The sequence below is a fragment of the Streptosporangium sp. NPDC050855 genome (assembly GCF_044456585.1).
In the GTDB taxonomy this organism is placed as follows: Bacteria; Actinomycetota; Actinomycetes; order Streptosporangiales; family Streptosporangiaceae; genus Streptosporangium; species Streptosporangium longisporum.
On sequence record NZ_JBITFY010000018.1, the window covers coordinates 120,696 to 134,485 of the forward strand.

Consider the following 13,790-nt stretch of genomic DNA (forward strand, 5'->3'; position numbering starts at 1 on the left):
CGGTCACCGGGCGTCCCGGAAAACCCGTGTGTGACCTGCCGTCCCACGGACCCGCGAATTAGCACTGGACATGCCACGTTAAATACTGCTCAAATGGTGTTTTTAGTGAAAACAATTAATCCTGCGTGAGGGCAGTCGAACACTTTCTGATGGTGGCGCATGGACACTGCTCTGTCGTTTCGAGTTCTCGGCCCACTCGAAGTCCTGGTAGGTGAGCGACGAGTCTCGATCGGAGGGGCGCGCCAGCGGATCACCCTCGCCACCCTCGTCCTGCGCGCGGGACGCGTCGTCCCCGTCGACCTGATCGCCGAGGCGATCTGGGGCGAGCACCCGCCACCCACCGCCCGCCGCCAGGTGATCATCTGCGTGTCCGGGCTCCGCCGCGCCTTCCAGGAGGCGGGCGCGTCCCCGGACCTGCTCGTCACCTCCCCGCCCGGGTACGTCCTGCAGGCCGGTCCGGACGACGTGGACGTCCTGCTCGCCGAGCGGCTCGCCGCGAAGGCGCGGGCCGCCGAGGCCGAGGGCGACCTGACCGGTGCGGCCCGATGGTTCGCCGAGGCGTGCGGCCTGTGGCGCGGCCCGGCCCTGGCCGGTATCGAGAGCACGTTCGCCGAGGCCGAGGCGCGGCGGCTGGACGACCGGCACCTGACGCTGACCGAGGAGCGCGTCCAGCTGGAGCTGGCCCTGGGCCGTCACCGCGAACTCATCGACGACCTCGCCGTCTTCGTCGACGCCAACCCGCTGCGCGAGCGGCTGCGCGCCCAGCTGATGCTGGCCCGATACCGGTGCGGGCGGCGGGCCGAGGCGCTCGACACCTACCGGATCGGGCGGGCCCAGATGGTCGACGAGCTCGGTATCGAGCCCGGTACCGAGCTGCAGGCCCTGCACGACGCCATCCTCCGCGACGACCCGGAGCTGGCCACGCCGTCCGCGCCCCCCGCCCGGGGGAGCGCCACGGAGACGGAGCGGCCGGCCGCGGATCACCCGCCTGCGGCACCCGCACCCGCCGGATCCGTGCCCGGCGGGTACGCGCCCGCAGAATCCGCACTCACCGGACCCGTGCCCACCGGATCCCCGCCCGCCGGGTACGCGCCCGCCGGTCCCGTACCGCCCGCGCCGCCCGTGCCCGCGAATCCCGCGTCCCTCGTCCTCGCCCCCGTCGCGCCCGCCCCGGCCGTTCCCGGGAACGGTGCCCCGGCACCGGCCGGCCCCGGACCCGCGGGACGCGCGCCCGCCGGACCCGCGACGCCGGGCGAGCACGGGGTGGTCCCCGCGCAGCTTCCCGCGGACGTGCCGCACTTCGTCGGCAGGACCGCCGAGATCGCCCAGCTGGACGCCCTGCTGGACGAGCGGACCGGACAGGGCCTGCTGACCATCGCGCTCATCACCGGGGTCGCCGGGGTCGGCAAGTCGGGGCTGGCCGTGCACTGGGCGCACCGGGTCGCCTCCCGCTTCCCCGACGGGCAGCTCTTCGTGAACCTGCGCGGGTACGACCTCAACGCGCCGCCCCTGGCCCCCGGCGCGGTCATGGACCGCTTCCTGCGCGCCTTCGGCATCGGCGGCGAGCGCATCCCCGAGGACCTGGACGAGCGCGCGGGCCTGCTGCGCACCGTCATCGGCAGGCGCAGGCTGCTGCTCGTGCTGGACAACGCCCGCGCCGTCGAGCAGGTCAGGCCGCTGCTCCCGGGTTCCGGCACCTGCTGCGTCATCGTGACCAGCAGGGACCCGCTGGGGGACCTGGCCCCCTCGCTGGGCGCCAGCGTCATGCACCTGGAGGTGCTGGGGCCGGACGACTCCGCGGCCCTGCTGCGCGGGGTGGCCGACCCCGTGGTCATGGGGGAGGACCCCGGGTCCACGGCCCTGCTGGGCGAGCTGTGCGACGGGCTGCCGCTGGCCCTGCGGATCGTGGGCGCCCGCCTCACCGCCCGCTCGTACTGGACCCCGGCCCGGCTGGCCCGGCGGCTCGCCGACGAACGGCGCCGCCTGGACGAGCTGAGCTACGGCCAGCTGACCGTACGGGCCGGTTTCGCCCTGAGTTACCGCGACCTGAGCCCGGAGGCGGCGCTGATGTTCCGCAGGCTGGGCCTGCTGGAGGCGCCCGACTTCGCCTCCTGGGCGGGCGCGGCGCTGCTCGGCATCGACGCCCTCGACGCCGAGGACCTGATCGACCGGCTGGTGGACGCACAGCTCGTCGAGGTGCTGGGACGCGACGGTGCCGACCAGATCCGCTACCGCTTCCACGACCTGGTCCGGCTGTACGCCAGGGAGCGGGCCCACGCCGAGGAGACGGCCGAGGAGCGCCACGCCGCGGTCGCCCGCGCGCTGGGCTGCTGGCTCGCGCTGGCCGAGGAGGCGCACCAGCGGGAGTACGGCGGCGCCTTCACCCAGCTGCACGGCACGGTGCCCCGGTGGCGGCCCGAGGACGCGGACGAGCTCCTGGAACGGCCGCTCGACTGGCTGGAGGCCGAGCGCGGTGCCCTCGTCGCCGCGATCTCCCAGGCCGCCCACCTCGGCGCGTCCGAGCTGTGCTGGGACCTCGCCGTCACCGCCACCACCCTGTTCGAGGCGCGCAGCCACTTCGACGACTGGCGCGCCACCCACGAGACGGCCCTGACCCTCGCCCGCGAGAGCGGTGACGAGCGCGGGGAGGCCGCCGTTCTGTGCTCCCTGGGGAGCATGTACCTCTTCCAGCAGGAACCGGACAGGGCCGGTGAGCGCCTGCGGGCGGCCCACGAGCTGTTCGAGCGGCTCGGGGACTCCTACGGGCTGGCGCTGACGCTGCGCAACCTCTCCCTGCCGGACCGGCTCGCGGGCCGCTTCGACCTGGCCCTCGACAGGTTCCACACCGCGAAGGGCATCTTCGTGGAGTTCGGGGACCGTTTCGCCGAGGCCCACGTGCTCGGCGGGATCGCGCAGGTCCACACCGACCGCGGCAGGACCGACCTCGCCGAACCGCTGCTCAGGCAGGCCCTCGGGGTCTTCCGCGAGCTCGGCAGCGAGCGGGGGCAGGCGCAGATCCTCAACAGGCTGGGAGAGGTCCTGCTGCGTCAGGACCGGCCACAGGAGGCCGAGGAGATCGCTAGGACCGCGCTCACCCTGGTCAGGGACCGGCAGGACGGTATCGGGCAGGCGTACATCCTGTGCGGGCTGGGGGAGGCCCAGCTCCGGCAGGACCGGCAGGAGGCCGCGGCGGAGAGCCTCGGCGAGGCGCTCGTCATCGCCCGGGGGGTGCGCGAGCGTTTCGTGGAGGCGCGCATCCACCTGGCCTTCGGTCAGCTCCACGCCCGGTGCGGCCGGTTCGACGAGGCGGTGACCCACCTGCTGCAGGCCCTGGAGATATCGACCGAGCTGGACACCCGGCTGTGGCGGTTCCGGGCCCTGTCCGCCCTGGGGGAGGTGTTCCTCCTCAAGGGGGACGAGGCCGCGGCCTTCGACGCGCTGAGCCGTGCACTGGACTGCCGTACCGGCACCGGCCCCGAGGACGACCGGCGGATCAGGGCCCGGCTGGCGGTCCTGTCGCGGGTGTCCGCGGACGCGTCAGGTCCACGTGCTGTCGCCGGCGGTGTAGGCGACTGACGAGGCCATGCCGAGCGCGGCGTGGCTCGCGGCCATGGGGAGCGTGAGGAGCGCGGCAGTGGCGGTGACCTTCGCGGCCCAGGTGATCCACCGGGACATCTTTTCCACCTCGTTCGTTCGTGTCGGCTGCTTTCGGCGACGAACGTAGGGCGAGGCGGAATCGCATCGGCATCGCATCGGTCATCGACCGGCATCCCCGGCCGGTATCCCCGCTCCCGCGCCGGGTGCCCCGAGGCGGCGCACTCTGCGGGCGCGTGAGGCAGCGGGGAACGGATGCGCGCCCGGGAAGGCGTTCCCCGCCGTGACGGGACTGCCGGGCAGGGGGAGCTGGTCCAGGCCGGTCACGGCCCTCAGGTGGGCGTCGAGCAGGTCGAACCCGCACTCCCGCGCGAAGGACGCACGGACCGCGCCGTCCGCGGGGTGGGCGTCGATCCGCACGACGTAGGCGTGGTCGCCGGCGAGCCTCATCTCGACGTGGGCGGCGCCGTGGGTGAGGCCCACGGCGGCCAGGGCCCGCGTCGCGGTCGCGGTGAGCGTCCGGACCCGGTCGGGCGGCAGCGGCATCGCGGGGACGTGTCCGCGTTCCACCAGGTGCGGCGGGGCGGTCACCCGCCCGGCGGTGATCCCGACGCACCGGTGGAACCCTCCGGCGCCGACGGTCTCGACGCCGAACCCCGGCCCCGGCAGGCGGCCCTCGATGACGGCGGTCCCGGCCGGGATCCCCGTACCGGCGGCGGGGGAGACGATCCGGCGGCAGTGCGCGGTCACCTCGCCGTAGGTGGAGCAGAGCACGAGGCCGGGCGCCCCACCGGATCCGGTGCCGGGCCCGAGAGTGCCGGGGGCGTCGGGGGTGCCGAGAAAGCCGGGGACGCCGGGGACGCTGAGGGCGGGGCCGGTGAGGTCGAGGGCGGTGAGGTCGAGGGCGGGCCTGACGACGCAGGGCAGCGCGATGCGCGACAGCGCGGCCACCACCCGCGCGTCGAGGTCGTCGTCCGGGCCGACCGGTTCGAAGGCGGGGGAGGGCAGCCGGGCCGCCACCAGCGCGCGGCGCGTCAGCACCCTGTCCGCGCAGGTGGTGACGGCCTCCGGTGGGTTGCCGGGCAGCCCGAGACGGGCCGCGACCCGGGCGGCCGTGACGGCGTGCGCCCTGTCGGCCGCGGTGACCCCGGCGATCTCCCCCAGGGCGTGGCGCAGCCGTCCGGCCAGGGCGGCGGGGGAGTCGGGGGAGTCGAGGTCGCAGGCCAGGACCCGCACGCCGGCGGCCCGCGCCCCGGTACGGCGGGCCGGATCGGCGGTGACCAGCACCGGGGTGAACCCCAGCGCGGCGGCCCTCGCGAAGGCCGGGGTCCCGAGGCCGTCGGCGCCGGACCCGATGAAGACCAGGTTCATGCCCGCTCCGATGCGCGTACGCGTGCGGATTCCGGGTCCGGGCCGGTCACGGCCGGTGCGGGGACGGCTCCGGGGCCCGGATCGGTCGTCCCCGCCATGAGGGCGGATGCAGAAGACGGATCGGTCGTCCCCGCCATGAGGGCGGGTTCCGGAGGCGAGTCGGTCGTCTTCGCCGCGAGGGCGGGCTCCGGGGGCGGAACGGTCACGACGCCTCGCCCGTCCTCGTGCCGGTGGTGTGCTCCCAGGCCTCCCGTAGCCACCCGGACCGCTGCGCGGTGCCCCGGTCGACAGCGGCGAGCCGGTCGCCGACCTGCTCCAGGAGGAGGAGGACCTGTTCCGGGCCGGTCGAGCCCGCGGTCCTCTTGCGCCGCACGCCCACCTCCGGGTCCAGCAGCTCGCGGACCTCGGCCTCCCCGACGTTCAGCGCGATCCCGAACCGCTCGCCGGCGGCGGCCAGGCCCGACGCCGAGAGCCGGGCGGGGGTGAGCGCCCCGGCCGGGCCGCCCTTCCCCCCGGACGCCGAGGCCCACGCGTCGACGACGGCCCGCGCCGTCCCGTCCGGTACGCCGTGTTCCAGCGTGAGGTGCGCGGCGACGACCGGGACGGCCACCGGTTCCTCCCGTACCGCGCGGCTCGCCCGCTCCGGGTGGAAGCGCAGGTTCGCCACCACCCGGTCGAGCAGCGCGAGCATCGTGCCGCAGGTCGAGAACAGCTCCTCCACCGCGTGGCCGTCGTGGCCGCCCTCCCGGCCGGCCCCGTCGGGGTCGGCGTACCCGATGTCGCGCTGGGCGGCCATGATCTCGTACGAGAGACCGGCCAGGTGGCGGGTCATGTCGCGGATGCCCTCCAGGACCACCGGGACCGGCGCGCGCGTCCCGGCCGGGGAGGGGCCGGAGAGCTCGTCCGGCAGGCCGACGAACCGGCGGCCGGGACCGCTCCACCGGACCAGGTCGTTCAGGAAACGGTTCAGCGTGGTGCCGAGCACCGACAGCTCCCCGGCCGGGCGCAGCACCCAGGCACCGGAGGCGGCCGAGGTCAGCGCGTGCGGCTGCGGCCCGTCGAACCCCAGCGCGACGGCGAGCCGGTGCCGGTCCCACGGCGCCTCCAGCCCGGTCATCGCGCCGGATCCCAGCGGGCAGAGGTTGACCGCGTCGAACAGCGCCTGCAGCGACTCCGCGGCCCCGGCCGTGGCCTCGGCGAGCGCGGCCAGGTAGAAGCCGAAGGTCATGGCCTGCGCGGGCCGGTCCCCGCGCCGCGGGCTCCCCGGCATCACCGACCCGCTGTGCCGGGCCGCGACCTCCATCGAGGTACGTGACAGGCGGCTCACCGCCGCCACCGTCGCCAGCAGCCGCTCCCTGCCCCGCATGAGCCGCGCGCACGCCCGCACGTCGTCACGGACCGGGTCGGCGTGCCATACGCGTGCGTCGTCGGGAAGGCGCGACCGGACGCACGCCTCCAGGGCCGGCAGCGGATCGGGGAGCACGGCCGTCCCGGGACCGGTAGCCGGTTCGAGGGACAGGGCCAGCACGGCGCGCCGGATCCGCTCCGCGGTCTGCGGGCCGAGCAGCCCCATGCGGGCGTACTCACCGATCCTGGCCAGCTCGATCCAGCGGTGGTGGCGCAGCAGGGGATGCGGTTCCCCGCCGTGCGGGCGGGCCGGGACCGCGTCACCGGGACCGCCGAGGTCCCCGAGGGGCCCGAGGTCGTCGAGGTCGTGGAGCGGGCGCGTCAGGGCCCGCCGTGTCCGTCCGGTGGCAGCCATGGGTCCCACGCTGCCCGTGCCCACCGGGGGTGACCAGGAGGAATGACCGGCGATATCCGCGCGATACCAACACGAGAGCGGGAGATGACCGACTTTTCCTACCGTGACGGCATCTGGTCGCCGCCGGGGGGTTCACGTGAGGTCTGTATCGCCGTCCGAGGGCCTGGTGTTCGCCCAGTTGCTGCGCACCCATCGCGGCCGGGTCCGGCTGACCCAGGAGGAGCTGGCCGAACGCGCCCGCCTGAGCGTGCGCACCCTGCGCGATCTCGAACGGGGCCGCACCCGCTACCCGCACCGCACCTCGGTGCGCCGCCTGGCGACCGCCCTGGAGCTGACCGGTGAGGACCGGCTGACCTTCGAGGCGGCCCCGCAGCCCCGCCCGCTCGCGCCGCTTCCCGGGATGACCGGGCCGCCCTCCGGAGCGCCCGCGGCGCTCCCCTTCGGGGAACGGGACGTGCTCGCCTTCCCCGAGCGCGTCGTCCCCTTCCCCGAGCGCGGCCTCTCCCCGGAACGTGGTTCCTTCCCCGAGCGCGGTTCCTTCCCTGGGCGCGGTCCCTCCTTGGAGCGCGGCTCCTTTCCGGACCGCGCCCCGTCCCCGGAACGCGGCCTCTCTCCGGAACGCGGTCCGTCCCCCGAGCGCGTCCCCTTCCCGGGGCGCGGTCGCTTCGCGGAGCGGCGGCCGGTCCCGGCCTCCTTCCCGGAGCGGCTCCCGGTCCCGGGCCGGACCCCGACCCCGGAGCGGCTCCCGGTCCCGGGCCGGACCCCGACCCCGGAGCGGCTCCCGGTCCCGGAGCGGGCCTCGTTCCCCGCGCGGGTCGCAGTGGAGAGGACGGAGGAATGGGCGCTGCCCGCGGTGAGCGACAGCGTCGCGCTGAGCCGCCTCCCGCTGCTGCGCGAGATCGAGGACGCGGTGATGATCGCCTCCTGCAGCGGAGGGCCCGCGGTGGTGACCGTCACCGGCCCGGCCGGGACCGGCAAGACCACCCTGGCCACCCAGTGCGCCCACGTGCTGCGCCAGCGGATGGGCCTGGACGCGCTCTTCGTCGACCTGGGCCGCGACCGACGCGACCCCCGCGAGCTGCGCGCGGCCCTGCGGCTGGCACGCCTCGGCCTGGCGGCGTCCCCGGCCTCGGGCGGGCGGTGCCTGCTGCTGGCCGACGACGCGGACGGCCGCTGGGACGGATCGGCGACCGGCCGGGTGCAGCCGCTGCTGGCACTCGGGTTCACCGGGATCATCGTCACCGGCAGGGAACCGATCGCCGGGCTCGTCCCCTCCCGGCACCTCGTCCTCACCCACCCGGACTGAGACCCGCCACCGGCCGGTGCTCACGAGACCCGCCGGCGACCGGCCGGTGCCCGCCGGGATCACCGTCCGGTGTCCGGCGGTCGGGATCACCGCGCGGTCCCCGGTGCCCGCCGTTCGGGATCACCGTCCGGTGTCCGGGCCCGCCGCCCGATCGCGGCCGGTCCCCGGTCCCCGTCGTGCCGCGCTACCCGGGGTTCCCGGACCCGCCCGTTCCCGGTACGGCGATCGCGGTGACGAGCAGGCCGTCGGCCACCAGCCAGCGGCCCGTGAAGCCGGTCACCTCCCGGCCGTCCACCTGGGGACCGGGCACCAGCAGGCGGGCGGTGAACGTGCCGTCCGGCGAGAAGGACAGCCGGGCCTCCTCGAACCCCAGCCAGCGCCTGGCCAGCGGGAACCACGCCTTGTAGACGCTCTCCTTGGCGCTGAACAGCAACCTGTCCCAGTGCACGCCGCCACCGAGACCCGCCAGCTCGGCCCGCTCCTCGTCCAGCGAGATCGAGGGCAGGATGCCGTCGGGGAGCGGTTCGTGGGGCTCGGCGTCGATGCCGACGGTCAGAGCCTCGAGGGAGACGGCCGCGGCGCGGTAACCGGCGCAGTGGGTCATGGTGCCCGCGACCCCGTCCGGCCAGCCGGGGGCGCCGCGCTCACCGGGCAGGATCGGTGCCGGCGGCACCCCGAGGCGTGCCAGCGCCTGGCGGGCGCAGTGGCGGGCGGTGGCGAACTCGCGCCGCCGCTTCTCCACCGCGCGGGCGATGACCGCCTCCTCCTCGGGGAACAGCACGACGTCCGGCGGGTCCTCGAACGCCTCCGCGCTCACCACCCACGGCGGCAGGATCTTCTCGATCATGCGACGGGCTGCGGGGTGGGCAGGATGTGCCGCAGCCTGCCGGGCGGGGTGGAGCGGGGACGCCATTCGCGTGGGTAGCCCAAGGAGACCTCCTCGAAGCGGACACCGTCGTACCAGGTGGTGCGGGGGATGTGCAGGTGGCCGTAGACCATCGTGTGGACGTCGAAGCGCAGGTGCCAGTCGGCGGTGCGCTCGGTGCCGCACCAGATCGCGAACTCGGGGTGGTACAGCACCAGCGTGGGGTCGCGGACCAGCGGGTAGTGGTTGACCAGCACCGTCGGCACGCCGGGCGTCCTGGCCTCCAGGCGCCGCTCGGTCTCGGCGACCCTGGCCTCGCACCACGCGTCGCGGGTCGGGTAGGGGTCGGGGTGCAGCAGCATCTCGTCGGTGCAGACCACGCCCTTGTCGTAGGCGATGGCCAGCGCCTCCTCCTTGGTCGCCACCCCGGGCATGCGGAAGGTGTAGTCGTACAGCACGAACAGCGGGGCGACGGTGACCGGGCCCTCGGGGCCGGTCCAGGTGAGGTACGGGTCCTCGGGCGTCGTCACCCCCAGGCCGCGGCACAGCTCGACCAGGTGCCGGTAGCGCTCCTCGCCGCGGAGCTGGACCGGGTCGCTGGGATGGGTCCACAGCTCGTGGTTGCCGGGCGCCCACACCACCTTCTCGAACCGCTCGGCGAGCAGGCCGAGGGCCCACTCGACGTCGGAGACCTTCTCGGACACGTCGCCGGCGACCAGCAGCCAGTCGGAGGCGGAGACGGGCCGCAGCTCCTCGACGATGCGGCGGTTCTCCTGGTAGCCGATGTGCAGGTCGCTTATGGCCAGCAGTGACGTCATGCCCCGCCCGTCCCGCGCGTTCCCTCGTCCACGAGCACCGTCGCCTCCGTCCAGCGCGCTTCCCCGACTTCCCCGGGCCGGTCACGGATCAGCGATCCACCGGCAAAGGAACCCTCTCATGACCGCCCCCCGGCGGCACACCCCGCCCCACCCCGCCCCGCCGCGGAACCACCCGCGGAACGACCTCTGGAACCGGCCGCGGAACCAGCTGCGGAACCATCCGCGGGACGGCCCGGGAGACGGCCCGCGAGGTGACCCATACCGGTCGGCGTACGAGTGCACGATACCCGTGCGTCCGCCGGGCGGAGCGGCGATTCTGGACCCATGACCACCGCACGGACGACCGTCCCCCACCCCCCGTCGCCCTGTCACATCGCGCCTCCCGACCTGCTGGAGGCGGTGGCCGGGCGGGGCGACCCCTCCGAGCGCCGGGCCGCGCTCAGGACCCTGGCCACGTCGGAGAGGGCCCGGGCGCAGCGCGCCTCGGTCGCCGGCGTGCTGCGCCAGCTCGGCCTCACCATCTCCGACGTCGCGCCCGCGCCCGGTATGGTGCGCACCGTCTACGACGTGGAGAACGGCGGGGACTTCGACCTTCCCGGCCGCAGGCGCCGCGGAGAGGGCGACCCGCCCTCGGGGGACCCGGCGGTCGACGACGCCTACGACGGCGCGGGCGTCACCTACGACTTCTACCGGACGGTCCTGGACCGCGACGGCATCGACGGGCGGGGGCTGGAGATCGTCTCGTCCGTCCACTACGGGACCGACTACGACAACGCCGCCTGGACCGGCTTCCAGATGATCTACGGTGACGGCAGCGGGCAGATCTTCACCAGGGGGTCGCTCACCAGGGCCGTCGACATCGTCGCCCACGAGCTGACCCACGGCATCACCCAGTTCACCGCGCACCTGCTCTACAGCAAGCAGTCCGGGGCGCTCAACGAGTCCTTCTCCGACGTGTTCGGCTCCCTCGTCAAGCAGTACGGCCGGGGCCAGACCGCCGAGCAGGCCGACTGGCTGATCGGTGACGGCATCCTGGGCAGCGCCCTGCGCGGGACGGCCCTGCGGTCGATGAAGGCGCCCGGGACCGCCTGGTCCACCTCCGGCGGGGGGCGTGACCGCCAGCCCGCGCACATGCGCGACTACGTGGACCTGCCCGACGACGGCGACCCCGCCAACGACCACGGCGGCGTGCACATCAACTCGGGCATCCCCAACCACGCCTTCTACCTGGCCGCCACCGCCATCGGCGGGCACGCCTGGGAACGCGCCGGCCGGATCTGGTACGTCACGCTCACCGAACGGCTCCGCTCGCGCTCGGACTTCCCCGAGGCGGCCCAGGCGACGGTGGAGGTCGCCGGGGAACTGTTCGGCGAGGGCGGGGACGAGCAGGCGAAGGTGCGCGACGCGTGGCGGCAGGTCGGGGTCCTCTGACCGGGAACGGCTCCCCGCGCCCGGCCGCACCGGTCCGGGGCCGTCTAGGATCGTGCCCATGAAGGTCTCGATCGTCCGTGGCGGCGGCATCGCCGGCCTCGTCACGGTCGTCACGGCCGACTCCGCGTCCCTGTCGCGGCCGGAGGCCGCCGAGCTGCGCGCCCGGGTGGAGCGGGCCGGGCTGACCGGCGAGCCGCCCTCGCCGCCCCCGGTCACCGCCCGCCCGGACCGTTTCGACTACGAGCTGACCGTCGAGGACGAGAGCGGCGTGCACACGGTGCGCGCGAGCGAGGGCACCCTGTCGGCGCCGCTGCGCTCGCTCATCTCGTACGTGACCTCGCTCCCTGGCCGGCAGCAGCGGATCGGCCCGCCCGGCTGACCTTCCGCCCTCGTCACCCCCGCCCGGTCGGCCCCCGCCACCATCCCGCGTCCCTCGCCCACCGGGCCGGCCCCCTGCCCCGCCCGCGTCGTCCGCCCGCGTCCCTCGCCCGTCCGCCCCGCCGCACGTCCTTGACCACCTGATACTCCGTACCGTCACCGGTTCCGGTGGGAACGTTCCGGTGAATCGGGCCGCCGGAGACCGGTGCGCGGCCCACCCCGCGGGGGTGGCCCCGGATCCCCTCCTTTATTACACCTTGGCGGCGATTGTTGTTACGCCTGGATAATTGGCGCGTTTGAAATCAGATTAACCAGGAGCACTTCGGATATACGGAGGTATATGTGAAACGCTTCATCATCACCGCGGCCGTCGCCACCCTCGCGGCGACCGCGCTGGTGCCACCGGCGCAGGCTCGGCAGGCCGTCGCCGTACAGGGCGCGGAGACCGAGTACGTGGTCCTGTACAGCGAGGGGGCGAACCCCGCGGACGCCCAGCAGGCCATCAAGGCGGCCGGCGGAAGCATCGTCAAGGAGAACGCCGCGGTCGGCCTGGCCACCGTCACCACGACGAACACCGGCTTCGCCGAGGCGATGCGCGGTGCGGCCTCGATCGAGGGCGCCGCCCACAACCGCTCCATCGGCAGCGTGCCCACCGCCAGGAAGGGTGTCGCGACCCGGACGGCCAACGAGGCCAAGGCCGTGGAGAAGGACGGTCACGGCGCGCCCGCCTCCACCTCCGCCGCCGCCACCGGCAAGTCCGCCCCCGCCGCCGAGCCCCTGGCCGACCTGCAGTGGGACATGAAGCAGATCCGCGCGACCGTGGAAGGCTCCTACCGCTACCAGCAGGGTGACCGCGGCGTCCTGGTCGGCATCCTCGACACCGGCGTGGACGGGTCCCACCCCGACATCGCGCCGAACTTCAACAGCCGGCTGAGCCGCAACTTCACCGTCGACGTCCCCGTGGACGCGAACGGCGCCGAGGTCGACGGTCCCTGCGAGGCCGAGGCCGACCGTTCCTGCAACGACGCCGCGGACGTCGACGAGAACGACCACGGCACGCACGTGGCGTCGTCGATCGCCTCGCCCATCAACGGGCTTGGCATCGCGGGCGTGGCCCCCAAGGTCTCGATCGTGAACCTGCGGGCGGGCCAGGACTCCGGCTACTTCTTCCTGCAGCCCAGCGTCGACGCGCTGACCTACGCCGCCGACAACGGCATCGACGTGGTCAACATGAGCTACTACCTCGACCCGTGGCTGTTCAACTGCGTCGACAACCCCGCCGACTCCCCGGCCGACCAGCTGGAGCAGGCCACCGTCATCAAGGCCACCCAGCGGGCGCTGAACTACGCGCACGCCAAGGGCGTGACCCTGGTGGCGGCCGCGGGCAACGGCGCCAGCGACTACACCAAGGAGCTCATCGACTCCTCCAGCCCCGACTTCGCCAGCGTGCCCGGCGAGCGCCCCTACACCCGCACGATCCCCCCGAGCTGCGTCTCCATGCCGGCCGAGGGCAAGCACGTCGTCTCGGTCTCCTCGACCGGCATCAGCAAGCGCAAGGCGTACTACTCCAACTACGGCAACGGCTACATCGACGTCGCCTCCCCGGGCGGTGACGTCTACGACACCCCGGCGAACACCCGTGACGTGACCAAGGGCACCCTGTCGGCCTACCCCAGGGCCCTGGCCGAGGAGCGTGGCGAGCTCAACGCCGACGGCACGCCCAACGTCGCCCACGTGGTCCGGAGCTGCCGCGGTGACGTCTGCGCCTACTACCAGTACCTGCAGGGCACCTCGATGGCCTCACCGCGCGCCGCGGGCGTGGCCGCGCTGATCGTCAGCAGGTTCGGCCTGCCCGACCGGGCGCACGGCGGCAAGAAGCTCGCGCCCGCCGTGGTGGAGACGGTCCTGAAGGCCACCGCGACCAGGACGGCCTGCCCGACCCCGCCCGCCTACACCTACACCAGGCACCTGCCGGACGGCACCACGAGCGTCACCACGCACACCTGTGAGGGAAGCAAGCTGCGCAACGGCTTCTACGGTCACGGGATCGTCGACGCCCTGAGGGCGGTCCGCTGACCTGACCCCGGCGCTCCGCGCCCGTCACGACGGCCGTCCGGCCACCCGGTCATCACCGGTGTGGCCGGACGGCCGTTCGCGTTCCCGCCCGCACCCGGGCCTGTCCCCCCGCACCCGGGCCCGTCTCACGGCCGCACCCGGGCCCGTCTCACGTCCCGGCACGCAGGGACGTGCCGCGATCGCCGGACC

The 13,790-nt window shown here is 74.5% G+C and carries 10 protein-coding genes; 5 read left to right on the forward strand and 5 right to left on the reverse strand.

Translation table 11 applies throughout. The features are described from left to right. Nucleotides 1–159 precede the first annotated feature (159 nt). Nucleotides 160–3,576, forward strand: coding sequence for an AfsR/SARP family transcriptional regulator (locus ACIBCT_RS30775; RefSeq protein ID WP_399194516.1), 3,417 nt, complete (start codon nt 160–162; stop codon nt 3,574–3,576). Here ACIBCT_RS30775 and ACIBCT_RS30780 read toward each other — a convergent pair. The 3 genes from ACIBCT_RS30780 to ACIBCT_RS30790 all read right to left on the reverse strand — a co-directional run bounded on the left by ACIBCT_RS30780 (nt 3,538) and on the right by ACIBCT_RS30790 (nt 6,727). Further along, nucleotides 3,538–3,675 (reverse strand): hypothetical protein, encoded by a 138-nt coding sequence (locus tag ACIBCT_RS30780; RefSeq protein WP_344887910.1) that lies wholly within the window; start codon nt 3,673–3,675, stop codon nt 3,538–3,540. The genes ACIBCT_RS30775 and ACIBCT_RS30780 overlap by 39 nt on opposite strands. 81 nt (nt 3,676–3,756) lie before the next feature. Continuing rightward, nucleotides 3,757–4,965, reverse strand: a complete 1,209-nt coding sequence (locus tag ACIBCT_RS30785) for a hypothetical protein (RefSeq protein ID WP_399194519.1) — start codon at nt 4,963–4,965, stop codon at nt 3,757–3,759. A 202-nt stretch (nt 4,966–5,167) separates the two neighbouring features. Beyond that, on the reverse strand, nt 5,168–6,727 hold the full coding sequence (locus ACIBCT_RS30790) for a hypothetical protein (RefSeq protein WP_399194520.1): 1,560 nt from the start codon (nt 6,725–6,727) through the stop codon (nt 5,168–5,170). A gap of 136 nt (nt 6,728–6,863) precedes the next feature. On the opposite strand from ACIBCT_RS30790, the gene ACIBCT_RS30795 reads away from it, so the two are divergent. Continuing rightward, complete coding sequence (locus ACIBCT_RS30795; RefSeq protein ID WP_399194522.1) at nt 6,864–8,033, forward strand: helix-turn-helix domain-containing protein; 1,170 nt, start codon at nt 6,864–6,866, stop codon at nt 8,031–8,033. A gap of 184 nt (nt 8,034–8,217) precedes the next feature. Here ACIBCT_RS30795 and ACIBCT_RS30800 read toward each other — a convergent pair whose 3' ends face one another. Both ACIBCT_RS30800 and ACIBCT_RS30805 read right to left on the reverse strand, forming a co-directional pair. Continuing rightward, entirely contained in the window at nt 8,218–8,880 is a 663-nt protein-coding gene (locus tag ACIBCT_RS30800; RefSeq protein ID WP_399194524.1) for a 4'-phosphopantetheinyl transferase, read from the reverse strand. After that, entirely contained in the window at nt 8,877–9,716 is an 840-nt protein-coding gene (locus tag ACIBCT_RS30805; protein ID WP_399194526.1) for a metallophosphoesterase family protein, read from the reverse strand. Before ACIBCT_RS30805 ends, ACIBCT_RS30800 begins: the two co-directional genes overlap by 4 nt. 324 nt (nt 9,717–10,040) lie before the next feature. On the opposite strand from ACIBCT_RS30805, the gene ACIBCT_RS30810 reads away from it, so the two are divergent. The 3 genes from ACIBCT_RS30810 (at nt 10,041) to ACIBCT_RS30820 (ending at nt 13,601) form a co-directional block, all read left to right on the forward strand. Continuing rightward, complete coding sequence (locus ACIBCT_RS30810) at nt 10,041–11,147, forward strand: M4 family metallopeptidase (protein WP_399194528.1); 1,107 nt, start codon at nt 10,041–10,043, stop codon at nt 11,145–11,147. A 58-nt stretch (nt 11,148–11,205) separates the two neighbouring features. Next, entirely contained in the window at nt 11,206–11,526 is a 321-nt protein-coding gene (locus tag ACIBCT_RS30815) for a protealysin inhibitor emfourin (RefSeq protein WP_399194530.1), read from the forward strand. 341 nt (nt 11,527–11,867) lie between these two features. Further along, entirely contained in the window at nt 11,868–13,601 is a 1,734-nt protein-coding gene (locus ACIBCT_RS30820) for a S8 family serine peptidase (protein ID WP_399194532.1), read from the forward strand. Nucleotides 13,602–13,790: the final 189 nt, after the last annotated feature.

Coding starts and splice junctions, on each gene's coding strand:
- ACIBCT_RS30775 (WP_399194516.1), top strand. CDS start 160: ATGGACACTGCTCTGTCGTTTCGAGTTCTCGGCCCACTCGAAGTCCTG.
- ACIBCT_RS30780 (WP_344887910.1), bottom strand. CDS start 3,675: ATGTCCCGGTGGATCACCTGGGCCGCGAAGGTCACCGCCACTGCCGCG.
- ACIBCT_RS30785 (WP_399194519.1), bottom strand. CDS start 4,965: ATGAACCTGGTCTTCATCGGGTCCGGCGCCGACGGCCTCGGGACCCCG.
- ACIBCT_RS30790 (WP_399194520.1), bottom strand. CDS start 6,727: ATGGCTGCCACCGGACGGACACGGCGGGCCCTGACGCGCCCGCTCCAC.
- ACIBCT_RS30800 (WP_399194524.1), bottom strand. CDS start 8,880: ATGATCGAGAAGATCCTGCCGCCGTGGGTGGTGAGCGCGGAGGCGTTC.
- ACIBCT_RS30805 (WP_399194526.1), bottom strand. CDS start 9,716: ATGACGTCACTGCTGGCCATAAGCGACCTGCACATCGGCTACCAGGAG.
- ACIBCT_RS30810 (WP_399194528.1), top strand. CDS start 10,041: ATGACCACCGCACGGACGACCGTCCCCCACCCCCCGTCGCCCTGTCAC.
- ACIBCT_RS30815 (WP_399194530.1), top strand. CDS start 11,206: ATGAAGGTCTCGATCGTCCGTGGCGGCGGCATCGCCGGCCTCGTCACG.